We start from the raw sequence: 23881 nt of genomic DNA, 5'->3' as shown, positions 1-23881 counted from the left end.
GCCGGTGCGGACGGTTCCGGAGCGGTGTAGAGAGGAGTCATGTCGCAAGGACTCGACGGAACCCGCCGACCGGAGCGAACGGGGCGCGCGTGGATCCTCGTTCCGATCGCCTGGATCGTCGCGGTGTCCGTGGTCGACGTCCTCGCGCCGCCCCACATCCACCTGGGTCCGCTGCTCGTCGCGGCGCCGGCGATCACCCCGTCGTTCGGGGGACCGCGCACGGTGGGGCTGGTGGCCGCGCTGGCGGTGTGCGCGCAGACGGCCATCGGCGTGCTGCGCGATCCCGACGAACTGCTCTCGGCCAACCACGAGGCACAGATCATCGCCCTGGTGCTGGTCGGGGTGAGCCTCGTCGTCTTCTGCGTCTTCCGAGAGCGTCGTGCCCGGGAACTGGTGCAGGTGCGGTACGTGTCCGAGGCCGCTCAGCGCGTGGTCCTGCCGCCCCTGCCCCAGCAGCTCGGACCGCTGCGCACCGCCAGTCTCTACCTCGCCGCGGAGGCCGAGGCGCGGATCGGCGGGGACCTCTACGCGGCGGTGCGCACCGCGTCCGGCACCCGGCTGATCGTCGGCGACGTGCGGGGCAAGGGGATGACCGCGGTCGAGGACGCGGCCCTGCTGCTCGGGGCGTTCCGCGTCGCGGCGCACCGGCAGGCGAGCCTGGACGAGTTGGTGGCCTACCTCGACCGCAGTGTGTGCTGGGAACTCATGGAGCCGGGCGAGACGGGGCGCTACGGAGAGACCTTCATCACCGCCGTCGTCGTGGACATCCCCGACCGGGACGAGCGGGTGCGCATGGTCTCCTGCGGCCACCCGCCGCCGGTCGTCCTCCGCGGCGGCCGGCCGCTCACCAGGGAAGCACGCCGTCCCGCGCCGCCGCTGGGACTCGGCGGGATGGCGACGGCGCGGTACGACGTGGAGAGTTTCGACTTCGAGCCCGGCGACCTCCTGCTGCTGTACACGGACGGCATCACCGAGGCCCGCGACGCGGACGGCGCCTTCTACCCGCTCACCCGGCGCATCGCCGGGTGGGACGAGACCGACTGCGACGCCTTCCTCCGCCGCTTCCGGTCCGACCTGCTGCGGTACGTGGGCGGACGCCTGGACGACGACGCCGCCATGGTCGTCGTGGAGCGTCCCACGGGGAGCCGGAGCCGGGCGTGAGCGGCCGGCCCCGCCGCCGCGCGGGACGCCGAGGTCCCGGAGCCGGTGGCGCACCCGTCTGCCGAGGCCCGGCCCCCGGCAGCGTGTCCTCCGCGACGGCGCGGGCCCCGCGCCTGGCCTTCGCCGGCGTGGACAGTTGACGCGGAGCCGTCAGACGCCGGTGGTGGTGGCGGGGGCGCTGTCGACGGGTGTGCCGCCGGGGGCGGCGGCCGCACAGGAGAGAAGGGCCGTCGGCCGAGGCTCGTGGGGGCGGCCCGCGTCGATGTCCGTGACGAGGACCCGCAGGGCCTGGGCGCCGAGCGGTTCGGGAACGGTGCTGTCCAGCAGGGCGAGCGCGCGGTGCGCACGGCTCCTGGCGCGACCGCCGCGCCCGTGGCAGTGGTCCACGTACGCCTGGACGTACCGGGCGGTGAGTACGGCCCACGCGTCGTCGCGGAAGTCGGGGTGTGCCAGCACCCGGTGGGCGGTGCGGGCGGCCGTGGTGTGCGCGAAGGCGGCCTCGCACAGCGCCTGAGCGGCCAGACTCACCGCCGGGGAGGGGCCCGACGGTGTGCCGGGCGGTACGAGGCAGGCGGCCTCGGCGAAGTGCCCGGCGGCGGCCCGCGGGTCTCCCGCGTACAGTGCGAGCAGCCCTTGGACGTGGGCGATGTGGCCGGCCGTCGCGTCGTCCCCGGACAGCACGGCCTGCGGCCAGGACCGGGCCAGGAGGTCGGCAGCCGTGCCCGGGTCCGTCTCCGCCACCAGCCACGCGGCGAGCCACCGTCCCTTCGCGGCCGTTTCGTCGTCGGCCGGGACCGAGGACAGCAACTGCACCAGCCGGTCCCGTGCCTGACCCGCCCGGCCGTGGACGACCCACCAGAACCACAGGCTCACCACGATGTCCCAGGCCGATTCCGCGAGGTCGGCGTCGTCCTGCGCCTGGTGGAGGAGCGCGGTGAGTTCCTCCTGCTCCTCGGCCACCAGACGGGCGGCCTGGTTCTGGCAGCCCGCCGCCCACAGGCTCTCCGCGACCTTGCCCACCTGACGGCAGTGGGCCGTCCGGCGCTCCAGCGCGGGTTCCCACTCGCCCGCCGCGCGCAGGCGTGCGGCGCCGAACTCCCGGGCCGCGCGGGTGAAACGGTAGCGGGGCCGGCGCAGACCTCCCGGCTCACGCACCGGCTCCAGCACCTTCATGGCGACCAACTGCGCCAGTGACGACGGCACCTGTTCCGGTTCGACACTGCCGCCCGCGCACAGGAACACGGCCGCGGACTCGTCGAAGGCGCCGGCGAACGCGCTGGCCCTGGCCCAGACGATGCGCGTCGCGCGCTCGCACAGCAGGTAGCTGGCGCCGACGCTGTCCCGCAGCGAGCGATGCCGGCTCAGCCGCGCGCGGTCGCTGTGCAGCCAGCACTGCTGTCGCTCCAGTGCGACCGCCAACTCGTGCGGTGACTGCCGGGACAGCTGCTCGGCGGCGAGTTCGACGGCGTGCGGGACGCCTTCGAGGGACCGGCAGATCCGTTCCACCTCCCGGACGTCGGTGTGACCCGCCGGGAATCCCGCCCCCACGGCCCGCGCGCGGTGCAGGAACAGTTCGACCGCCGCGGCGGGACGCGTGGCGCCGGACGGGCTGCTGGTCGCCAGTGGCCGCAGCGCCAGCACATGCTCCTCGCCGAGACCGAGGACCTGCCGCGAGGTCACCAGCACCCGCAGGTCCGACAGCGCGACCAGCAGACGCTGCACCAGCCCGGTGCACTCCTGGTGCACGGGGTCGACGTCGTCCAGGAACAGCAGCGTGCCGGGCGCGGCCAACCGCCTGACCAGATCGCCGGGGTCGAGCCGGTGCCGGCCGCCCAGGGCCAGGGACACGGCCGACGCCAGCGAACCGGGCTCCCCGGGGCCGCGGCCCTGCCAGCGGACCCCGACCACGCGCTGCCGCGACGCCCCACCGGCCGCCGCGGCGGCGAGGCGGCTCTTGCCGACCCCTGCCCGCCCGGTCACCGTCACCAGCCGGTGACCGGCCAACGCCCGCCGCAACAGGTCCAGTTCCTCGTCCCGCCCGATGAGGTCCCCGATCACATCGTCGTCCGCGCCGGGGAGCACCGCCGGACTGCCGACACATCTCCACACCGTCATGACCTCCCAGTCGCCGCGGCCACGACAGCGGAGCGGCCCTGGTCCCAGGGGCGGCCGGCCCCGCTGCAGAACCGTCACTGCAACGGCGCCACAGCCACTTCAACGCGCGAACGGCCGTGAGGTCGCGACGTGCCGGCCAGAACACACACGGCGACGACAAGTCGAACAGGGGAGCGTTCCGTTGTCCGTGACCGTGACTGTGTCCGTACCCGAGGGGCCCGCAGTCTTGAACAATCCTCACCTTTTCTGGTGTGCTCTGCGGCACAGCCGACCGAACGTGCCGGAGGTCCCGTGTACCGCCGTCTGCTCACCGCACTCGTCTGCGCCGTCCTGCTGTCCACCGGAACCGCCCACGGTCAGCCGGCCGTCGGCGACCGAGCGGCCCAAGCGCCCGGCATACCCCGGCTCACGGACGACCGGGGACGCGTCCTGACCCTGCGCGGCTGGAACGTCGAGGACAAGACGCACCGCGGCGAGGCCGCACTGTCCGCGATCGGCGAGCGCCACTTCCGTGACCTGAGGTCCCAGGGCTTCAACTTCGCCCGGCTCCTCGTCTTCTGGGACGACCTCGAACCCCGGCGGGGCCATTACAGCCGGCTGTACCTCCGCAAGATCGAACGCATCCTCGACTGGGCGCACAAGCACCGCGTCCACGTCCTGATCGACGCGCACCAGGACGTCTTCGGGCCCGCGTTCGGTCACCGGGGCATCCCCGAGTGGGCCACCAGGACCGACGGACTGCCGTTCACCCCGCACCCCGACGACTGGTTCGCCGAGTACTTCGAACCGGCCGTGCAGCGGGCGTTCACCCACCTCTACGAGGACCCCGACCTGCGGCGCGCCCAGGCGGACATGTGGCGGGTGCTGGCCGACCGCCTCGGGGACCACCCGGCCGTCCTCGGCTACGACCTGATCAACGAGCCCATGGGGGAGATCGCGCCGGGCGAGGACCTGCCCACGGCCGCCCGCCGCATCGAGCGCGCACAGCTCACGCCCCTCTACAACCGCCTGGCCGACGCGATCCGTTCCGTGGACGACGACTCCTGGATCTTCTTCGAACCGACCCCCATCGTGGGTGAGGGCGTCCCCACCGGACTCGGCCGGATCGACGACCCGAAGGCCGTCTACGCGCCCCACTTCTACAACACGGCCATGGAGGCGGGCGCCGACTACGACCCTTCGGCCGGCTGGATCGAGGCGTACGAGGCCGCGGTGACCGCCTACCCGAGCCGCCACCGGGTCCCCGTCGTGGTGGGGGAGTGGGGCCCGCTCAACAACTCCTTGCCGCACATGGGCCGCTTCTATCGTGACGCCCTGACGTCCCTGAACCGCTACACCTCCGGGTGGGCGGGGTACGTCTGGTGCTACGGCGGCGGGTACTGCGCCGTGGACGCCGAGGGGCGCTTCCGGACCAACAAGGAGCAGACCGCGGCGCCGTACGCCCCGGCGGTCGCCGGGCGGATCACCGCCGAGGCGTACGAACCGGACGGCGCCACGTACCGGCTGTCGTACCGGGCCGGGCACGGCGTCACCGAGGTCTCGCTGCCGCCCCGGCCGGGCGGCTGGCGCGTCGAGGCGACCGGGGCCGCCCGCACCGGCCCCGGGCCGCTGCCGGAGGACCGCGCGGCGACCGTGCGGCTGGCCGCGCGTCCGGGCGCGCGTGTCACCGTCGTCGTCACCCCGCGTCCGCCGCGGTGATCCGGGGGGCGACGGACACCGTCGCCGTCACTCGGGAGACCGGGGTTCCTGGCGGCGGGCGGAGCGGCGGCGCAGCCACAGCGGCAGGGCGTACCACGCCAGGGCGAACCACACCATCACGCCGCCGACCAGCAGCTTCGCCATGAAGCCGGGAACGACCACGTGCAGGATCAGCAGGAGAGTGCAGCCGATGGTCACGGCCATCAGGAGCATGCCGCACATCATCAGGCGGTGGGCCACCTCCACCATCTCGTCCTTCATCCGCTGTCCCGACAGGAAGCGGTGGATGGAGACGGGGGCGATCAGGCAGGCGGTGGCCGTGGCGCCCGAGATCACGGTGACGACGTAGACGGCGTGGTCGAACGTGCCCAGGTCGTGGAAGAGGGGGGTGAAGGCGACGCTGAGCAGGAAGCCGAAGAGGATCTGCACCCCCGTCTGGGCGACCCGCGTCTCCTGCATCATCTCGTTCCAGCGGCGGTTGACCCGCTCACGCGGCGTCTCCGGCGCCTCGTCCTCCGGCGACTCGGCGTCGTGGCCCGCGCACGCGTCGCACCCGCCGGGCTTCGTCCCGGACCACTCGATCTGCGTCGTCATGCTCGTCTTTCCCCTCCCGTCGTGGACCGTTCATGTGCCCGTTGAATCCGTTCACATGCCGGGGACGGCCCTCGTCGGCTCCGCGACGGGAGGAGCGGCGCCCCTCAGGCCCCGGGCGCGGCCTCGCCGGCCGGACCGCTGTCCGCGGGGAAGTCCCCTTCCGGACCGAGCGGCCTGCCCTCCCACACGAGGGCCCGCCAGCCCCGGTCGGGCGAGCCGGAGAGCACGACGACGCCGGTGTTGCCCAGCGGGTGGTCGGCGGCGTACTCCACGTCGACGTTGTCCGCCCTGGCGGCCACCCACGTACGGATCATCGCGCCGTGGCTGACCATGGCCACCGTGTCCGCCCCCGTCCGGGCCGCCTCGGCGACCACGGCGTCGAAGCGGCCCAGGGCCTCCAGTCCGTTCTCACCGCCGGGCATCCGGCGGCCGGTGTCGCCGGCGGACCAGGCGAAGGCGGTGGACATGTAGACGGCGGCCGCGTCCTCGTCGCCGCGCATCTCCAGATCCCCGGCGGCCACCTCCCTGAGCCCGTCCCGGACACGGACCTCCAGCCCCGTCGCGGCCGCCAGCGGGGCGGCGGTCAGCTGGGTCCGCACCAGTGTGGAGGCGAACAGCGCGCCGATCCGCTCCGTCGCCAGTGCCTCGGGCAGCGCGGCGGCCTGCTCCTGTCCCAGAGGCGTCAGACCCGGCCCCGGCGCGCCGGTGTCCAGCAGATGCTTGAGATTGGACGGGGTCTGGCCATGACGTACGAGCAGCAGACGCATGCGGGACTACCTCCACAGAGCGGAAAACTCCCTCCACTCTGCCACCGGCGCCGTCGGTTCCGGAAAAGACGCGGGTCCCGGACGGCCGGTGCCCGACACCGTCGGGTGCCGCGGCGCCCACCGTCCGGGCCCGGTCCGGGGGATCAGATGCCGCAGGTGGGAGCCGACCAGTACGGCGACGGGTCGAAGGCCACGTGGGTGTGGTCGTTGTGGCCGGGGTAGCCCGGGCCGAGGATCTCGGAGAAGCCGTGCGTGCGGGACTGCTGGGCCAGGCGGCACAGGGACGGCGAGCCCACCAGATCGGCCGCGTCGCCGTAGAGGTGGCGGCTGGTGGCGGAGCCGCCGACCGCGTTGTTGCACGCGTAGGACCGGAAGCCGCTGGAGACGGTGATGGGGACGTCGCCGAGGGCGTGCCGCATCGCCTCCAGCTTCCACATGGTCTTGAGCGCGTTCGACTTGGCGGTGGCCGCGGAGACGGCGCCGCCGGACCAGTCCGAGTTGCACTTGTTGAGTTCGGCGTAGGTGAAGTGGACGGGCGTGCAGTCGGCGTCCTGGAGGGCGTAGATCTTGCTGAAGGTCGCCGGGCCGGCGACCCCGTCCGCGCTCAGCCCGTAGGCGGCCTGGAACTTCTTGACCGCGGCGGCGGTCCGCGCGCCGTACTGGCCGTCGTAGGAGAGCCGTTCACCGGACGTCACCCAGCCGGCGACCCGGATCTGCAGCTGGGTCACGTCGCTGCCCGAGGATCCCTGGGACAGGGTGCGGTTCCAGGTGTAGCAGGAGTCGGCGTGCGCCGTGCCGGCGGTGGCGCCCATACCGACCACCGCACCAGCCATGAGCATGACAAATGAGAGAAGCAGACGTGACACGCGTCTGAACATCCCGGCCTCCCGACCGTCGAGTCGACAACAACCGAAGCCCAGCGTGCGGGAGCGGGCTACGCGCGTCAATGGCGCCGGGCACCGCCGGGCGGCTCCACCCGGCGCAGGGCCAGGAGCGTGGCGTCGTCCGCACGGTGCGGGCCGTCCAGGCGTGCGACCAGGTTCTCGGCGTAGGCGTGCAGCCCCTCCCGGTCCGCGCCGGGGTCCGAGCCCCGCAAGGCGGACTCGGCGGCCTCCAGGAAGCGCCGGGTGTCCAGGTCCGGGTCGCTGTCCCGGCGCTCGGTGAGGCCGTCCGAGTACATGAGGACGATGTCGCCGATCCGCAGCGAGGTCTCGGCGGCGGTGTAGCGGGTGCCGGGCAGCACACCGAGAGGGAGCCCCGGTCCGCCCTCGGGGAAGGGCAGGGACGTGGCGCGCCCGTCGCGGACCAGCGCCGGGCAGGGGTGCCCGGCGCACACCCAGCGCAGCAGCTGCCGCTCGGGGTGGTAGCGGGCGATGACGGCGGTGGCGGTGGACTCGATGCCGTCGGCGCAGGCCGTCTCGTTGAGCCAGTACGCCAGCTGCTCGACCGGCTGCTCCGTGTAGGCGAGCCCCGCCAGGGCGTAGCGCAGCTTGGCCATCAGGGTGACCGCGGAGAGCCCGTGTCCCCGGGCGTCGCCGAGCGCGATGAGGAGCCGGTCGTCGGGCAGCTTGCGGGCCTTGTACCAGTCGCCGCCCACGCCGGCCTCGCGTGCGTCCGGCCGGTACACAGCCGTGGCCTGGAGACCGTAGGCGGCCAGCTCGTCGTGGAAGTGCGGGAGCACCGCCTCCCGCAGGGCCTCCGCGACTTCCCGGAGCGTCCTCGCCTGCCGGCGCTGGCGGAGGACTTCCCGCTCCGCGCGTCGCGCCGACTCACGGCGCCGCTGCTCGGCGGTGACGTCGGTGAGCACGGCGCGGACGCCCCAGACCAGGCTGCCGGGAGCGATCCGCACGGGCTCGGCGGTCAGCCGGGTGATCCGGTCGATCCTGCCGGGCATGCGCAGGGTGCAGTCCGCGGTCCGCTTGCGCAGGATGACGTCGTACAGCATCTGGTAGAAGCCGGGCAGGCTGTCGGCGGTGACGGCGTCCGCCACGTCGGACAGGGTCGGCAGTGGGGCGTCGTCCGCCAGTCCGAGGACCTGGCGGAACCCGAGGGAGGGCTCCACACCGTCGTCCCCGAGGTTCCACTCCGCCCAGCACGTGCGCACCAGTCGCTGGGCGGCGGTGGCCATGCGATGCAGGTTGCCCGGCTGCCAGTCGAGCAGCAGCTGGTCGCCGCAAGGGCTGACACGGACCTCGGCGACGAGCCGCACCGGACCCGGCGCGTCGCCGGCCACCCACTCGACGGCCTCCGGGCCCTGGCTCGCGCGCTCACGGTACGCGCGGTCGATCATCCCGGCGACCGGCGTCCGGCGCAGGGAGGGAAACCGCGCGTACAGCGACGCGGTCCCCCACCACCGGGAGAGCGCGCTTTCAGGGAGCCGCTCCGACACATAGGCGACGGCCGCCGTGTTGTGACTCGCGCAGAGGGCGTCGACGATCTCGCCGTCGTCGCCGAGGACGGGTGTCAGCAGCAGGGCCGGTACCGGAAGGGCGTCGAGGACCTGCTGCCCCGTCGGGGACACGGACGGGGACGCGACCGGTGCGGGGGAGGGCGCGTCGGGAGCCGCCTCGAGGTCGGGGCGGTGGTCGCGGGTGTAGGACCGGATGCGTCGGCGCTGGGCCTGCAGCAACCCCTTGATCGCCCCCAACTCCAGGCGGGCACGTGCGTCGGGCACCGGGGGAAGATGATCCATGGGGGCTCGGGCCTCCAGCGGCGCACAGCGGGAGCAGTGACGAACAGTCTCCGCCGCGCACCGGTGATCGGCCACCGGTGATGCGCCGTGTCGGGCAGCCCGCCCCGCACGAGGCGGTCGGGCTCGGCGACGGCTCCGGGGACGGGGGGACACGATCGGGCGGGCCCCTCGGTCAGCCGATCGGACGACACGGGGATCAGCCGCTCGGCCCGCCGTGTCCACCCGGTCCGTTGAGGCGGTGGGGGCGGTCCGGGGCGCAGGATCGATACCGATACCGATACCGATACCGATACCGGAGCCGGCTCCGGCTCCGGGGCCGGAGTCGGACGCCGCGCCAGTCGGCCGGCCGGTGGACGAGCCCGCCTTCCCGGGCTGTCCGGCGACCGGCCGGTCGCACCCCACCCCCTGGGAGACCGACCACGGACGAAGCACGTGAGGAAGGACGTCAGGAGGTGACGGAGCGCAGCCGCGCCGGTGCGAACACCCCGACCGAACCGTGCGGGCATCCGGTGGCCCGCCCCGACGGCGGGCCACCGCCCCGGAACCGGACACCGTCACCCAGGAGGATGAACAGCATGTCCCTGCCGCCCGCCGTCGAAGTCGCGGTCACCCGGATGCACGCGACCGGCGTCCGCCTCGCCACGGCGACCGCGGCCGGCCTGTCCAGGACCCGATCGACCCTGGCCGCACTGCCTCTGCCGGGGGCGTCCACGGCCACCAGGAGAGCCGCCATGAACCCACCCGACCGCGCCCTGCTCGAAGCGGCCGTCGCGGGCGACGCCGCCGCCGCACGGCTCGCCCTCGCCGCGGGCGCCCGCACCGAGGTCCGCGACCCGCACCGGCGGACACCGCTGCTGCTCGCCGCCCTCCACGACCACGTGGCCACCGCCGAGGTACTGGTCGCGGCGGGCGCCGACCCGAATGCCCAGGACGACCGGGACGACAGCCCGTGGCTGGTCACCGGAGTCACCGGCAGCGTCGCGATGATGCGGGCGCTGCTGCCCGCGCGGCCGGACCTGACGGTCACCAACCGCTTCGGCGGCACCTCGCTCATCCCCGCCGCCGAACGCGGACACGTCGACTACGTCCGGGCGCTGCTGCGCGAGACCGACATCGACGTCGACCACGTCAACCGGCTGGGCTGGACCGCCCTGCTCGAAGCCGTGATCCTCGGCGACGCCGGCCGCGCCCACCAGGAGATCGTGGAACTGCTTCTCACCGCCGGCGCCACCGCGGACCTGCCCGACGCCGACGGCACCACGGCCCTGGAACACGCCGAGCGCCGCGGCCTCGAGGGGATCGCGGCGCTGTTGAGGGCCGTCCGTTGAGGCGCCCCACGGCACCCGGCCGTACCACGAGGGGGCGCGTCGTCCGCGGCGCCGCCCTGGGGCTCGCCTCCGTGGCCCTGGTCGCCGGCTGCACCACCGCCGGCACCGGGGACGGAACTGCCGCCGGGGCGAGCGGCGGCGCCGCACCCGCCTCGCCCGCCCCCGAAGCGCCCCGCCCCGAAGCGCCCCGCCCCGAACCTTCCGGCAGGACCCCCGACGGCACCCTGCTGGTCGCCGACTTCGGAGCCGACACCGTCACGTTCGTCGACCCGGACGCGGGACCGGTCGACTCGGTGAAGGTCGGCGAGGCACCCTACGGCCTCGTCGTGGGCGAGGACGGCCGCGCCTGGGTCGCCACCGCGGAGGGCGTCGCCGTCGTCGACACCCACCGCCGCGAACGCCTCGACCTCGTCCCGTACGAGACGGCGGGCCTCGGCCCGGTCACCGGCGGCGAGTACCGGGGCGGCGGCATGGGCATCGCCCTCGCCCCCGACGGCCGGCACGTGTACGTCGGGGTCAACGTGCCCTCCGGCAACGGGACCCTGGAGACCATCGACACCGGGACCCGCGAGGTCACCGCCACGACCGCCGTGGGCCGCCGCCCCTTCGACGTGGACGTCTCGCGGGACGGCCGCGAGGTCTACGCGACCGGCCACGACTCCTTCGACGTCACCGTCGTCGACACGCGCACCCAGGACACCCGCCGTATCGAGGTCGCGCCGTACGGGACCGAGGGCGGTCTCGGCTCGTGGCTGAAACCGCACTACGCGGCCGTCCGGCCCTCGGACGGCAGGCTGCTGCTGCCGTTCGAGGGGGAGAGGCTCGTCGTGCTCGACCCGGAGACCGGCCGGTCGGCCGTCGAGCGGATGACGGCCGACACCCACCAGCACGGCGTCACCGCCACCCCCGACGGCACCCTGCTGGTCGTCGGCACCGGCCCGATCGACCCCTCCGAGGACGCGGGGCCGTCGCTGACCGTCCGCACGAAGGACGGGCAGGAGAGGGTGATCCCGCTGGACGGGCCGCACGAGGACGTCGCCGTCTCCCCGGACGGGCGCACCGCCTATGTCACCGGCGGCTTCACGCGTGACGGCTACTGGAACGGCATCAGCGTCGTGGACCTCGCCACCGGTGACACCCGGCGGCTCCCCGCCGGGGAACGGCCGCTGGGCGTCGCCGTGCTCCGCTCGCCGTAGCGCGTGCCTCAGGCAAGGCCCAGCTTCCGGAACTCCTCGCGTACCACCGGGGCCAGCGCCCGGGCGTAGGACTCCGCCACATGGCTCTCGTCGCGGTAGACGAAGGTGTCCGCGACGACCGTGGGGCATCCGCCCCGGGGCGGGCACAGCCAAGGCCGCGGGTCGATAACCTCGGCGCCGGCCCGGCGGGCCGCCGTCTCGCCGGCCTTCCGGAGGGTGGGCGACCTGATCGCGTCCCGCTGGTCGGCCTCGCACTCGCCCAGCCGCATTGGATGCCGCGCCGCGCACTCCACGGCGTCGCCCTTGGGCCACGGACTGTCGAGCAGCACCGCGACCGCGCCCGCGTCACGGGCCAGCCGCCGGTACACGCGCTCGTATCCCCGCGTCCACTCCCGCGACGGGTCCGACATCCGGTGCATCGGCTCCGCCGCCTCGGAGGAGGCGGCCACCACGAGCATCGGCCGCAGCTCCATGATCCGCCGCAGCGCCTCCTCCCGCCAGGTGTCGCAGGACGTGTACGCGCTGCCGCCGGAGCGGGTCGTGATGTCGGCGGTCTTGCACGACGCCTTCGTCAGCGACACCAGTTTCCACCCGTTGTCGCGGCTCACCCGGTCGAGTGCCGGGAACCACTGCGCCGCGTGCGAGTCGCCGAAAAGGACGACGACCTCCCGGGAGGTCGGGTCCCCGTAGACGCAGTCGGGCGAGCGGGTGGCACCGTAACCGACGTGGCAGCCGTCCCGGTAGACCGCCGACCGCTGCTTCTTGACGTCCGGCAGCGCCGGGGACAGGTTGGCGGGCAACCGGGTCCCGGCCGTGGAGACCAGCCGGGCGAGCCGGTCACCGGGATCGCGCGCCGCCGCGAGGCTCTCGGCCAGCGCCGGGGAGCGCACCCCGGAGCTGATCGTCGGCGGGAAGGACGCCGCGACCAGGCAGAAGCACACGACGCCGGAGGTCAGACCGAGGCCGAGCCCCAGCGCCGCCCCGGGCCTGTCCCGCAGCGACGTGCGAAAGCGCACCGGATTCTCCACCAGACGCAGCGACGCCCAGGCCGGCAGCAGCGCCACCGCGCTCACTTGGAGGGACAGGGGGAGTGTGGCCGTGCGGTTCAGCGCGGCGGGGACGAGCACCAGCAGCGGCCAGTGCCACAGGTACCAGCCGTACGAGACGTCTCCCACCCAGGTCGCGGGACGCAGCCCGAGCAGCCGTGAGGCACCGGACGGAGACGGCCGGCAGCCGCCCGCGATCACCAGCAGGGCGCCGAGGACGGGCAGGCCGGCGGCGTGGCCGGGGAACGGTGTGTCGGCGTCGTACACCACGGCCGACGCGAGGATCGCGGACAGCCCGAGCCACGACCCGGCCGCGGCGACGGCACGCGGCAGCCGGGCCGGCGCCGCGGCACACAGGGCCAGCAGGCCACCGGCGCCCAGCTCCCACAGCCGGGTGTGCAGGCCGAAGTACGCCCAGGACGGCGAGACGGCGGTCGTCCGCACGCTCAGGACGTACGACACGAGACAGAGCACGGCCGGCGGCAGCACCCTCAGCCACGGGCGCCGCACCGCCTTCCAGGTCACCAGGAGGAGCGCGGGCCACAGCAGGTAGAACTGCTCCTCCACGGACAGCGACCACAAGTGCTGGAACGGCGAGGGCGCGCCGCCCTCCTGGAGGTAGTCGGTCCCCGAGACCGCCAGGTCCACGTTCATGGCGTACAGGCCGCCCGCCAGCGCGTCGTGCAGGAACTCCTCGTAGCGGATCTTCGAGGCGAAGAGCCGGCAGCCGACCAGGGTGCAGACGCAGACCAGGGACGCCGCCGGGAGGATGCGCAGCGCGCGTGCGGCGTAGAACCGCCGCAAGGACGCGGAACCGTTCCGCTCGGCCTCCCGCAGCAGGCCGGAGGTGATGACGAAGCCGGAGATGACGAAGAAGACGTCGACACCGACGTAGCCGCCGGCGAGCCAGGGCAGTCCGGCGTGCCCGAGCACCACGAGGGTGACGGCCAGACCGCGCAGCCCCTGGATGTCACGTCGGTGCGGGCGGAGCGTCGGGACGGGCCGCTTCGGTGCCGCCGCCCGTATCGGGCGGGAGAGGTCGGAGGTGCGTGTCACACTCCGGACTGTCCGCACACCCGGGGCGATTACCGTGTCCCCGGTCACATGACGGGTCGGCATCCTCCGGCCACCGAACGGTATGACGCACGTCACTGACACGCCTCCCGTCCCGCGGACAGTCACAGACGTGGAGCACTCACTGCGCGACCGTGTCCGAGCCGGGGACCCCGAGGCCTTCGGGCGACTCTTCGACACCTTCGCCCCGACCGTCCACCGGCACGCCGTACGGGTCACGGGCAACTGGTCGACGGCCGAGGACGTCGTGTCGCTGACCTTCCTCGAGGCCTGGCGGCTGCGTGAGCGGGTGCTGGCGGAGGGGGAGAGTCTGCGTCCGTGGCTGCTCGGCATAGCGACGAACGTCATGCGCAACATGACGCGCGCGGCCCGCCGGCACCGGGACGCCCTCGCCCGGCTCCCTCCCGCCGCACCGGTCCCGGACTTCGCCGACGAGGTGACCCAGCGGCTGGCCGACCAGGAGGAACTGGTCGCCGCCCAGCGGGCGTTGAGCGGAATGCGGCGCGCCGAGCGGGAGGTCTTCACCCTGTGTGTCTGGGAGGGGCTCGACACCGCCGAGGCCGCGGAGGCCCTGGGGGTGACGGCCGGGACGGTGCGGGTGCGGCTCTCACGGGCCAGGAAGCGACTGCGGGCGCTGACCGACGCGGAGCGCGCGCGGATGCCCGCGGCGGCCCGGCACCCGTCGGTCGGCGTGCCGACGCTCGCACGGCACACCGGAGAGGACCGGTGCGCAGTGGACCAGTGCGCGGAGGAGAGAAGACGATGATCCCGGAGCGGCCCCGCGGGACCGAGTACGACGAACTGGCCGAGTTGCTGCCCGCCCCCGGCGATCCGGCGCTGAACCCGGAGCGGCGCCGGGTGCTCAGACAGCACCTGCTGCGGGAGATAGGGAGGAAGCGGGCGGCCGCATCCGGGTCTCCGCGCGGCCGGCGCCTGGTCGTCTGGGCGGCGGCACCGCTGGCCCTGGCGGCCACCGTGGTGACGGGGACGGTCGTCGTCACCGGGCTGCGCGGCGGGCACGAGGTCGTGCAGAGCCCGGGCGCGGTCGCGACGACGGTCGGCAGGCCGCCGGTGATCGAGATGAAGGACGGCCAGTTCCTGTACGAACGCCGCGTGATGACGGGGGAGTACACGGCCTACCGCGGTGACACGAGGGTGGTCCAGCGCGAGGACTGGCTCGCCGTGGCCGGCAGCCGGGAGGGGCTCGCCCTCACCGGGCCGCGACCCGCCGCCGCGGCCCGTCTCGACCCGGAGGCACCGACCACGGAGCACATGGCCATGTCCGGCGGCGCGGACCACCGCGAACTGCGGGAACTGCCCACCGACCCGCGGCAACTGCTCGCGCACCTCTACCGGGAGACGGAAGGACAGGGACCGACCCACGAGGAGGCGGTGTTCGAGTACATCTCCGGCGTGCTGGAACCGGCCGTCCTGGTCCCCGGCCTCAGCGAGGCCCTCTACCGGGCCGCGCGCCGGATACCCGGCGTCGTCGTCGAGACCGGGGTCCGGGACCGGATCGGGCGGACGGGCACCGGGCTGGCACTGTCGACGTCCGGCACGACGCGCCCCGCCCTGGTGTTCGACGCGTCGAGCTTCGTCTTCCTCGGCGTGGAGGGCACGACCGCGCTGCTGGAGATCGGCGTGGCCGACCGGGCCGGTGAGCCGCCGGTCGACTCCTGGAACCTCGGCACCGGATGACGCGGGCCGGACGGCGGCGCCGTCCGGCCCGTTAATTCGCTGGCACGGTCTCCGGGGGCGTGGTTACTCTGGCGATGCTCCGTCGACCTGCTCTGGGCGCAACAGCGCCCTGGAAAAGAGATGTTTATGCCCCGGCCCGCGCTGAGCGCGCCTCGCCGTACCGCCTGACCGTCCGACCCCGCGCCGCTCCCGGCCGGACCGGACGCGTTCCGGGCTGTTCCGCTCCTGCCCCTCACCGTCGTGCCCGCATGCGTGCCGCGGCCGGGGCGGGTCCGTTCGCCGAGGCCGCTCGGCCTGCTCTTGCTGTCCTCACAGACCGACTCAGCAAGGAGCACACCGGGTGTCCCACCCCAAGAAGGCTCACCCCAGCACGTCCCACACCGTCCTCACCGGCACCTTCGTCTGCGCGTGGTGCGGCCTGACCGTGTCCGCCGCCGCCGGCGACGGTACCCGGCGCAATCACTGCCCGTCCTGCCTGCACTCGCAGCACGTCCTCGACCACGTCGAGGGCGGACCGAGCGACTGCCACGGCCGGATGTCGCCGATCTCCATCGCCGTACTGCGCACCGGCGACTGGATGGTCGTCCACCGCTGTGTGCGCTGCGACGAACTGACCTCCAACCCCGTCTGCGCGGACGACAACCAGCTCATCCTGATGCGCATGGCCGTGCGGCCCCTGGCCCAACCGCCCTTCCCGCTCGAAGTGTTCGGCGAGCTGTGAGCCGGGGGAGGAGAGCGACCATGCCCGGACGAGGCAGACCGAACAGACGGACCCGGTCCACCCGACGGCCGCAGCGGAGCAAGGACGTCCTGCACGGTCGGGGAGGGCACGGGGCGAACGCCTTCCGGTGCGTGGGCTGCCGGACGGAGGTGTCACCGGAGGCGCCCGGCACCACGCACCGCAATCACTGCCCGAACTGTCTGTCCAGCCTGCACGTCGACCGACGGGTCCCGGGCGACCGGGCCGCGGACTGCCGGGGCCGGATGGAGGCGCTGAGCATGTCGGTACGGCCCGACGGTGAATGGATGATCATCCACCACTGTGTGGCCTGCGGCGAGCTGAGCGCCAACCGGATCGCGGGCGACGACAACGCGCTGGTGCTCGTGCGCCTCGCGCTCAAGCCCTTGAGGGACACCAGCATCGCCCATCGGGTGCTGCTGACCCTGTGACGGCGAACGGCACCTTCACGCCGGCCGGGCCGGCTCGGCCACGAGTTCCCGCAACTCGTGGCCGAGCCGCGCCGAGCGGAAACCGCCCGCAGCTCGAAGAGCGGAGCCAAGCGGTCGCCGCCGCCGCTGATGACATAAAAAACTGTCGAGACGGGCATGTGACAGCTAATCTTGTCGCATGAGCGATGAGAACGGAATTCCGACCCCCGACCAGAACGACGGGCATTTCTGGGCCACCGTCACCACGCTGGTCGAGCCGCCCTGGAACGAGCCCACCACGGAGGACTCGTTCGCCATGGACGACAGGGTCCATGAAGCGGCCCGTGCCCTCGCCGAACGGATCTCGACCCGGGCGCTCGCCTACCGCGCTGCGGGCAAGCCCCTCGACCCCGCGCTCATGGCCGCCCCCGACCTGCAGTTGGCGCTGCTCCGGGCGCTGTACGAGACCAAGCAGTCCGTCGACCGGCTGGCGGAGAGCGCCGCCACCGTCGCCGGCCGCGGCGGGGCCAGCTACGCCCAACTCGGGGCCGCCTGGGGCGGTATCAAGCGTCAGTCCGCCCGTCTCAAGTGGCCCCACGCGGTCGTCGGGAGGTCCACCCGGGAATCCATCCCGCTGCACTACGCGGGCGGCAGCGCCGTCGTCCACCACGACGCGGATGCCGACGCCTGGTGGTACAGCGCCACCGCCGCGGACCAGGAGGAGAAGGAGTCCGAGGCCGTCCACGGCACCTACGCCGAGGCGATCGCGGGCGCCACCGAGTTCCTCCTGGCGCACGCCCTGCCCGACCGGGACGAGCCCGCGTGACCCGGCTGCGCCCGGGGGACCGCGCGCTTCCTACGCGGCCGACGGGAGCAGAGCCGAGGAGTCCGGTTCCGGGCCGGTGCCGAAGCCGCCGATGACGGAGAAGCGGTCGAGGTCGACCACGGCGACGGAGTCGGTGTCCAGTTGGGACACATAGGCGAGGGGCCGGCGGGGGTGGAAGGAGACGGCGGCCGGGATGCCCTCCAGCCGCAGCGAACGGATGCGGCGCAGCGTCGTGCTGTACAGGGTGAGGGTGCGGCCGACGATGTCCGTCACCAGCAGTCGGTCGTCGTCGACGGTGTACACCCGCAGCGGGTCCCCGTCCACCGTCCGGCTCCGCACCACCTTCATCGTGCGCGCATCGACGGCGACGAGGGCGGAACTCCTGCGGGCTCCGACGTACAGGGTCCTCTCGTCACGGCTGAGGCAACTGCTCTCGGGCAGTTGGCCGGGGGTCACCACCAGCGGAGGTACGGAGGCGTCGTGAGGGCGCACGAGGCTGACCGAGTGCGACAGCAGGCCCGTGACGAAGGCCCGTTCACCGTCCCGGCTGAGCGCGAACAGGTGGGTCTTGAGCCCGTGTGCGGGCACCGCCCTCGTCGGGGCCTGATCGGTGGCGGGCGTGTCGAAGCCGAGCAGCACCGCCTTCTCCTCGCTCAGGGCGTAGAGCCGGTCGCGGTCGTCGATGCCCATGCCGTGGATGCGGTTGAACGGCCGCGTGTCGATCGTCCGGACCAGGGAACGCTCGGCGAGGTCGATGACGAAGACGGCCGAGCCGCCCTCACCGACGCTCGCGGACATGCGTACTCCGTAGTGCCCGACGTAGGCGAAGCGCCTGCGGGAGTCGACGACCATCTCGTGCGGGTACTGCGGCAGTGCCACCCGCCGCGACAGCCGGCCTGACGACACGTCGTAGAAACCGACCGCGTGACCGCTCTTCTCCACGACCACCAGCACGTCCGAACCGGCGGCCCCGGCGGTGCCGGAGGCCGTCGCCGTGAGGCCGGACGTCAACGGTCCGGCGCCGGCGGCCATGAGCACGGTGCGTCGTGTCACCACTGTCCCTCACCTCGGTCTCGCGGTCGTCCGTCGTCTCCTGCGCGAGGTGGCACGGTCGCCTCACGTCCACTCCCGAGACTCATGCCTGTCCGTGGGGCCCGGCAAACCGGCGCGCCCGCGCGCGGTGTCCGGGACGGCGGGCCTCCGGCATCCACCGGGCGGGACGGCCGGTGATGCGCCATCATGCAGCGGTAGCGACGGCATCGTCGGAATGGGGGGAATGCCGATGGGCGGGGCGACTCTGGCGCTGGTGGCGGCCGTGGTCGGTGGCCTGGTCTCGCTGGTCTCGGTGTGGTTCACGCAGCGCTCCGCACGGCGGATGCGCGAGTTGGAGTTGGCGCACACCGAGCGTCACCGGCAGGAGGACCGGGAACAGGCTCGGCGGGACCGGCTGTTCGCGGAACGGCACGCCGGTTACATCCGGTTCAGCGCGGCCACCCGGGCGGTCCGGGACGTACTGGCCGCCTGTCTGCACGACTTCCGGCGTGACGGGGCGCTCACGGAGGCGCGGCGTTCGGACCTCGCCGAGCGCTGGAACGCGTACGTCGTCCAGCACGCGGAGGCGCACATCATCGTCTCCAACGAGGTTCTGGAGGCAGTGGGCAGGGTCAACGGCGCGCTGCGGCGGACCTACGGGCTGGTGCAGCGGCTGGACGCCGGTCCCGCGGGCCCGGACGTGACGACGGAGGCGTTGCGGAGGCGGCTGGACGATCTCTGGGAGCCGCTGGAGTACCTGCGGGAGACGATGCGGGGAGACCTCGGGCTCGACGAGCCCGCCCTGCCGGCGGCGGTGACCGATGACTCCCGCACCTCCGGCGCCCGCGCGCCCGACGCCTGAGCGCCGACCGCGCGAGTGGACTTCGTCGGACGCGGGTCGGCGGGCCGGTCACGAGACGCGGGGCTGCGGCTTCGGACGGGCCGTCAGGACGCGGGGCGGGGACCGCCGGGCCGGAACCGCTCCACCCCGACGATGTGCCGCACCTTCACCGGACGCACGATCACCGCGACCCGCTGCTCCCCCGGCATGGTCCACTCGAACCGTTCGCTGCCCAGGTACTTGTGGGCCAGCCGGTCCATCCGGTCGTGCGCCTCCGGTCCCTCGATGAAGCGGGTCACCACTCCGCTGATCTGCACGCGGTCGAAGGGGTCGGTGGCGTCCGCGTGCGAGAGGTAGACACGGGGATCGCGACGCAGGTTCTCCTCCTTCACCCGCCCCACCGACGTGTTGAACGACAGCTCGTGCTCTCCTTCCAGATCCACCCACATGGGGCTGACCTGCGGGGCTCCGTCGGCGAACACGGTACCGACGTACCAGATGTGGGGGGCTCGCAGGCGGGCACGGACGGCATCGTCGAAGGTCGCAGTCATCCCGCGAGGCTACCAACCATGATCGACGGTAGTTCTCGGCCCCATGAGACCCCATGACACCCATGAGATCCCATGAGAGGTGATGCGCCGAAAGGCGCGCCCGCTCTCCATGCCGCAACGGGGCTCCGGGGCGCCGCCCACCGGCGCCCCGGAGTCCCGGCGCCTCAACTCGTGGGGAACTGGTCGGCGGTGCTGATACGGCTCTTGATCAGCGCGCCGGACTCGGTCAGCACGCCACTGCTGCTGTAGTCGGTGCCGCCGCAGGTGCCGGGCCTGAACGCCGCGCTGCCCTCGGGGGCGTCGGAGTACGTCCAGTTGGCATAGCTGATCTTCAACCGGTCGAGCAGATCCAGCCACGCGACGCTGCTCGTCCGGTCCACCGCACCGCCGCCGGTGGCACTGACCGTCCCGAACTCGGAGACGAAGAGCGGCAGTCGCGCCGCCGCCCGGCTCAGCGTGGCACGGTAGTTGTCCTTGTGGGTCGCCGCGTAGAAGTGGAACGCGTACATGATGTTCGTCGCGTTCACCGGATCGGCGACCACCTCGCTCTCGTCGGAGCCGTCCGAGACGCCGAGCGAGGACCAGCCGCGGGTACCGACGATGACGACCGCGTCCGGGTCGGCGGCCCGGATCACCGGGATGACCTGCTCGGCGTAGCTCTTGATGGCCGCCCAGCTCACCCCGTTGGGTTCGTTGGCGATCTCGTAGATCACGTTCTTCTTGTCCGCGTTGCGGGCGGCGACGGAGGAGAAGAAGGTCTTGGCGCGGTCCAGGTTGAAGTTCGGGTCGCCCGGCGTCAGCGTGTGGAAGTCGATGATCGCGTACATGCCGCGCTTCTCGGCCATGTCGACCAGGCTGTTCACCCGGCCGGTGAAGCCCGCCGGGTCGGTCTCGTAACCCTCTTCCTGCACGTACATGGCGACGCGGAACAGGTCCGACTTCCAGTCGTTTGCCAGCGCGTCCAGGGACGCGTCGTCGTAGCACTGGCCGAACCACTGGATGCCGTGCGTGCTCATGCCGCGCAGCTGGACGGGGCGGTCGTACTGGTTGCACAGATGCACACCGCAGACGCGCAGTTGCCCGTTGACGGCGACCGGGGTGCCGGTCGCGGGCGGATCGGTCGGAGGGTCGGTCGGCGGATCGGTGACGGACCCCGTACAGGTCACGCCATTGAGCGTGAAGGACGTGGGTGCCGGGTTGGCTCCGGTGAAGGAGCCCACGAAGCCCAGGTCGGCGGAGGCGCCGGTGGCCAGGGTGCGGTTCCAGTCGACGCCGCGCGCGGTGACCGTGGAACCGGCCTGCGACCAGGTCGCGTTCCAGCCCTGGACGACCTTCTGTCCGGCGTCCGGCATCGTGAACCCGAGCGTCCAACCGTCCACGGCGTCACCCAGGTTCGTGATCTTCACGCCGGCCTGGAAGCCGCCCTCCCACTGGCTGGTGACGCGGTATTCGGCCCTGCAGCCCGTCGCCGCCTGGGCCGGGGGCCCGGCGAGCGCTGTCAGGCCGACGGTCGATGCGCCGGCCACGAGCAAGGCCAAGAGGCGTTTCAATGCGTTCCTCCTCGAACGAAGCGGACACGACACAATGGGAGCGCTCCCAAAGCCCATCGGCCCGAGACCGTACACCCGTGTGCCGCCGCGCGACAGATGTCGGACGGCCGATCCGCGCCCGGTTCACCGTCGCCGTGGAAGCCGCAGTGAGGCGACGGACCGGGTGCCTCCTTGCCCGAGGAGGACGGCTCCTGCCGGCGTCACATGCCGTCGGCGGGCGCGTGACGGTCCAGCTCGGTGGCCAGCCGTCGCATGACCGTGCGGTTGGCCCGCCGCATCGTCGCCCGGACGACGGGGGCCAGCAGCCGGTCGGCGAGCGGGGCGCGCTCCCAGGCGTACGTGAAGGAGACGCGGGCCCCGCCGGCGGGCAGCGGTTCGACGGTGTAGGTCCCGTGGGCCAGGCGCCGCCCGCCCGCGCTGACGTTGCGCTCGACGATGCGGCGCGGGGCGTCCGCCTCGACGACCTCGATGGCGACGCCGGTCTTCGTGCCGCCCAGCGCCGCGGTGACGGTGGCGCGCGCGCCGACGCCGCGGGCGGGGCCGCCGCGACGCCAGTCGGACAGGTAGTGGTCGGTGAATCGCTCGTGGTGCGCCATGACGTCGAGGAAGTCGTAGACCTGCTCGGGCGTCTGCGGTACGCCGATCGACACGGTGACGGGCTTCATGTACCGAACGGTACATGGGGGTTGTACCGATTGGTACAGTCGCGGCATGACGGCGACGGGCGATGCGCGGCGGGCGTCGGTTCCGCCCGGGGGACGCCGGGAGGACCGGCGCGCACAGCTGGTGGAGGCGGCCGTCGACCATGTCGCGGCCCACGGCATCGCGGACCTGAGCCTGCGTCGTCTGGGTGCCGCGACAGGCGTGAGTCACCGCATGCTGATCCACTACTTCGGCACCAAGGAACAGCTGCTCGTCGAGATCGTCCGGACGTCGGAGCGGCGCCGGCGCGCGTCGCTGTCCCGGCTTCGCGCGGAGCCCGGCCGCTCGCCCGCCGATGTCGCGCGGCTGCTGTGGCGGCAGCTGGCCGATCCCGGTGCCGCCGGTGAGGAGCGGCTCTTCTTCGAGATCTGCGGACACGCGCTGCGGGGGCGCCCCGAAGCGGCACCGGTGCTCGAAGGGCTGGTGGAGGACTGGCTCGAGCCACTGGTGGCCGCCGAGATCGAGGCCGGGGCGACACCCGCCGAGGCCCGCAACCGGGCCAGGGTCGGCCTCGCCACCGTCCGCGGGCTGCTGCTCGACCTGCTCGCCACCGGTGACCGTGCCGGCGTCGACGCGGCGATGGAGGAGTTCCTCCGGCTCTACTTCGGCTCCGAGTGACCCAGTCGCCGCGTGCTCGCGGCGGGCGAGCGACGGCCGGCTGCGCGGTTCACTCGAATGCCACGTACCCGCGGATGTGAAGAACCGTTACTCCGATCGTGACCAAGAACAGCGGCGAAACGGTTCCCGGGCCCCGCGGGACCCCCGCCCCGCGGGGCGGAGAGCGCCCCTTGCGACTGCCACGACGGACCACCACAGACCACAGGGCCGGGTAATCCACTCCCTCATGCACCGTGAACCGAGCACACCCCACGCACACCACGGCCAGGGGCCGTTCGACCGGCGACCGGGTCCGGACGGCACGGGCCGGCACCGGGCACCCGACGCGGAGTTCCTCCTGCCCGCCGATGTCTTCGGCGTCCCCTACGCCCCTGACACGGTCGGCGAACTGCTGACGCCGCCACCACCCGACTGGGACCCCGCCGAAGAGCTGGCCTCCTACCTCCACGAGGCGTGGGGCGACCCCGCCGCCGTCCACGAGGAGGAGCACCGCGCACCGGCGCCGGTGACGGGGACGCCACCGCCGGATCCCCGGCAGCTGACCGCGGACGAGCCTCCGCCGCGCCCCCGGCGCCGCTCCCGCCGCCGGAACCGCCGGCAGCCCATCGGCGGACTGCGGGCCGTCAGCCTGGGCATCGCCGCCTCGGCGGCCCTCATCGCGGCGTCCGTGAGCCTCTTCAGCGGGGTGGCCGCCTACGAGCCGCTGCGGCTGACGGCCGACCCCAGGTCCTCGCCGGGCGTCCTGGCCTGGTGGCCGCTCCTGGTGTACGGCCCGTGGCTGGTGGCATCGCTGTCCGTGCTGCGGGCGGCACTGCACCGGCGCCGCGCGGTGCACTCGTGGGCCGTCGTCCTGCTGTTCTCGCACATCGCGATGGTGCTGTGCGTCATGCAGGCACCCAGAACGCTGACGGACGCCGCGGCGGCCGCACTGCCCGGCCTGGCGTCGCTGATCTGCTTCCAGCAGGTCGTCCGGCAGATCACACTCAGCCGGCCGCCCCGGCGTGCCGAGCCCCGCCACCGCCAGGCTCCGGAGGCCCGACCGGACACCACGGGCGGTGCCGCCACTCGGGTGCGCGGGAGCGGGACGGCACCCGCGCACCCGTCCCGCACGCCGACGTCGGCCCCGGAGCGCGATGCTCGTGGCGGCGCCCCGAACCGGGCTTTGCGGGAAGTACGCCCGCCCCGCCAGGCCACACCCGCTCCCGGGGCGGCGGTCAGGAGAAGTCCGGGGCGGTGATGCCGA

Annotated in this window: 22 protein-coding genes; 12 read left to right on the top strand and 10 right to left on the bottom strand. The window is 73.3% G+C overall.

Going from position 1 to position 23881, the window contains the following annotated elements; all coding sequences use genetic code 11:
* Positions 1-39 precede the first annotated feature (39 nt).
* A complete protein-coding gene (locus ACFZP7_RS02465) occupies positions 40-1161 on the top strand; it encodes a PP2C family protein-serine/threonine phosphatase (protein ID WP_385633732.1) in 1122 nt (373 codons plus the stop codon).
* Positions 1162-1311: 150 nt separating this feature from the next.
* Here ACFZP7_RS02465 and ACFZP7_RS02460 read toward each other — a convergent pair whose 3' ends face one another.
* Positions 1312-3276 carry an ATP-binding protein gene (locus tag ACFZP7_RS02460; RefSeq protein WP_385633731.1) on the bottom strand — a complete coding sequence of 655 codons (1965 nt, stop codon included), beginning with the start codon at positions 3274-3276 and terminating at the stop codon, positions 1312-1314.
* A 291-nt stretch (positions 3277-3567) separates the two neighbouring features.
* Here ACFZP7_RS02460 and ACFZP7_RS02455 point away from each other — a divergent pair, with 291 nt between their 5' ends.
* Positions 3568-4974, top strand: a complete 1407-nt coding sequence (locus ACFZP7_RS02455) for a cellulase family glycosylhydrolase (protein ID WP_385633730.1) — start codon at positions 3568-3570, stop codon at positions 4972-4974.
* A 27-nt stretch (positions 4975-5001) separates the two neighbouring features.
* Here the strand turns inward: ACFZP7_RS02455 and ACFZP7_RS02450 are convergent, their stop codons facing one another.
* From ACFZP7_RS02450 to ACFZP7_RS02435, 4 genes are all read right to left on the bottom strand, one after another.
* The gene (locus ACFZP7_RS02450) at positions 5002-5568 is read right to left on the bottom strand and encodes a DUF6328 family protein (protein WP_086875274.1); all 567 of its coding nucleotides are present in this window, start codon (positions 5566-5568) and stop codon (positions 5002-5004) included.
* Between the two features lie 104 nt (positions 5569-5672).
* The gene (locus ACFZP7_RS02445) at positions 5673-6335 is read right to left on the bottom strand and encodes a histidine phosphatase family protein (RefSeq protein ID WP_193449645.1); all 663 of its coding nucleotides are present in this window, start codon (positions 6333-6335) and stop codon (positions 5673-5675) included.
* A gap of 143 nt (positions 6336-6478) precedes the next feature.
* Positions 6479-7213, bottom strand: a complete 735-nt coding sequence (locus ACFZP7_RS02440; protein ID WP_385633729.1) for a D-Ala-D-Ala carboxypeptidase family metallohydrolase — start codon at positions 7211-7213, stop codon at positions 6479-6481.
* Positions 7214-7278: 65 nt separating this feature from the next.
* Entirely contained in the window at positions 7279-9009 is a 1731-nt protein-coding gene (locus tag ACFZP7_RS02435; protein WP_385633728.1) for a PP2C family protein-serine/threonine phosphatase, read from the bottom strand.
* Between the two features lie 749 nt (positions 9010-9758).
* On the opposite strand from ACFZP7_RS02435, the gene ACFZP7_RS02430 reads away from it, so the two are divergent.
* Both ACFZP7_RS02430 and ACFZP7_RS02425 read left to right on the top strand, forming a co-directional pair.
* Positions 9759-10355, top strand: coding sequence for an ankyrin repeat domain-containing protein (locus tag ACFZP7_RS02430; protein WP_385638310.1), 597 nt, complete (start codon positions 9759-9761; stop codon positions 10353-10355).
* On the top strand, positions 10352-11551 hold the full coding sequence (locus tag ACFZP7_RS02425; protein ID WP_385633727.1) for a YncE family protein: 1200 nt from the start codon (positions 10352-10354) through the stop codon (positions 11549-11551). Before ACFZP7_RS02430 ends, ACFZP7_RS02425 begins: the two co-directional genes overlap by 4 nt.
* An 8-nt stretch (positions 11552-11559) precedes the next feature.
* Here ACFZP7_RS02425 and ACFZP7_RS02420 read toward each other — a convergent pair whose 3' ends face one another.
* A complete protein-coding gene (locus ACFZP7_RS02420; protein WP_385633726.1) occupies positions 11560-13653 on the bottom strand; it encodes an acyltransferase family protein in 2094 nt (697 codons plus the stop codon).
* Positions 13654-13783: 130 nt separating this feature from the next.
* On the opposite strand from ACFZP7_RS02420, the gene ACFZP7_RS02415 reads away from it, so the two are divergent.
* The 5 genes from ACFZP7_RS02415 (at position 13784) to ACFZP7_RS02395 (ending at position 17344) form a co-directional block, all read left to right on the top strand.
* Positions 13784-14437: an RNA polymerase sigma factor gene (locus ACFZP7_RS02415; protein ID WP_086875278.1), complete on the top strand. Its 654-nt coding sequence runs from the start codon at positions 13784-13786 to the stop codon at positions 14435-14437.
* Positions 14434-15369 (top strand): CU044_5270 family protein, encoded by a 936-nt coding sequence (locus ACFZP7_RS02410; RefSeq protein ID WP_385633725.1) that lies wholly within the window; start codon positions 14434-14436, stop codon positions 15367-15369. Before ACFZP7_RS02415 ends, ACFZP7_RS02410 begins: the two co-directional genes overlap by 4 nt.
* 340 nt (positions 15370-15709) lie before the next feature.
* Entirely contained in the window at positions 15710-16090 is a 381-nt protein-coding gene (locus tag ACFZP7_RS02405; protein WP_385633724.1) for an RNHCP domain-containing protein, read from the top strand.
* A 20-nt stretch (positions 16091-16110) separates the two neighbouring features.
* Positions 16111-16539 carry an RNHCP domain-containing protein gene (locus ACFZP7_RS02400; protein ID WP_062136922.1) on the top strand — a complete coding sequence of 143 codons (429 nt, stop codon included), beginning with the start codon at positions 16111-16113 and terminating at the stop codon, positions 16537-16539.
* A 178-nt stretch (positions 16540-16717) separates the two neighbouring features.
* Entirely contained in the window at positions 16718-17344 is a 627-nt protein-coding gene (locus ACFZP7_RS02395; RefSeq protein WP_385633723.1) for a hypothetical protein, read from the top strand.
* Positions 17345-17374: 30 nt separating this feature from the next.
* On the opposite strand, the gene ACFZP7_RS02390 is transcribed toward ACFZP7_RS02395, so the two are convergent.
* The gene (locus ACFZP7_RS02390; protein WP_385633722.1) at positions 17375-18397 is read right to left on the bottom strand and encodes a YncE family protein; all 1023 of its coding nucleotides are present in this window, start codon (positions 18395-18397) and stop codon (positions 17375-17377) included.
* A gap of 229 nt (positions 18398-18626) precedes the next feature.
* Here ACFZP7_RS02390 and ACFZP7_RS02385 point away from each other — a divergent pair, with 229 nt between their 5' ends.
* Positions 18627-19238: a hypothetical protein gene (locus ACFZP7_RS02385; protein ID WP_030969783.1), complete on the top strand. Its 612-nt coding sequence runs from the start codon at positions 18627-18629 to the stop codon at positions 19236-19238.
* An 83-nt stretch (positions 19239-19321) separates the two neighbouring features.
* Here the strand turns inward: ACFZP7_RS02385 and ACFZP7_RS02380 are convergent, their stop codons facing one another.
* The 3 genes from ACFZP7_RS02380 to ACFZP7_RS02370 all read right to left on the bottom strand — a co-directional run bounded on the left by ACFZP7_RS02380 (position 19322) and on the right by ACFZP7_RS02370 (position 21983).
* The gene (locus ACFZP7_RS02380) at positions 19322-19768 is read right to left on the bottom strand and encodes a PPOX class F420-dependent oxidoreductase (protein ID WP_127441888.1); all 447 of its coding nucleotides are present in this window, start codon (positions 19766-19768) and stop codon (positions 19322-19324) included.
* A 164-nt stretch (positions 19769-19932) separates the two neighbouring features.
* Positions 19933-21318, bottom strand: coding sequence for a cellulase family glycosylhydrolase (locus tag ACFZP7_RS02375; protein WP_385633721.1), 1386 nt, complete (start codon positions 21316-21318; stop codon positions 19933-19935).
* 200 nt (positions 21319-21518) lie between these two features.
* Complete coding sequence (locus ACFZP7_RS02370; protein ID WP_385633720.1) at positions 21519-21983, bottom strand: SRPBCC family protein; 465 nt, start codon at positions 21981-21983, stop codon at positions 21519-21521.
* A gap of 46 nt (positions 21984-22029) precedes the next feature.
* Between ACFZP7_RS02370 and ACFZP7_RS02365 the strand changes: the two genes are divergently transcribed.
* Both ACFZP7_RS02365 and ACFZP7_RS02360 read left to right on the top strand, forming a co-directional pair.
* A complete protein-coding gene (locus tag ACFZP7_RS02365; protein WP_127444609.1) occupies positions 22030-22638 on the top strand; it encodes a TetR/AcrR family transcriptional regulator in 609 nt (202 codons plus the stop codon).
* A 226-nt stretch (positions 22639-22864) separates the two neighbouring features.
* The gene (locus ACFZP7_RS02360) at positions 22865-23875 is read left to right on the top strand and encodes a DUF2637 domain-containing protein (RefSeq protein ID WP_385633719.1); all 1011 of its coding nucleotides are present in this window, start codon (positions 22865-22867) and stop codon (positions 23873-23875) included.
* Positions 23876-23881 lie beyond the last annotated feature (6 nt).

It is taken from the genome of Streptomyces sp. SudanB5_2050, from assembly GCF_964272335.1.
Classification (GTDB): Bacteria; Actinomycetota; Actinomycetes; order Streptomycetales; family Streptomycetaceae; genus Streptomyces; species Streptomyces rochei.
Note: the sequence above shows the minus strand (reverse complement) of the source record. Positions and strands in the feature narration are given on the sequence as shown.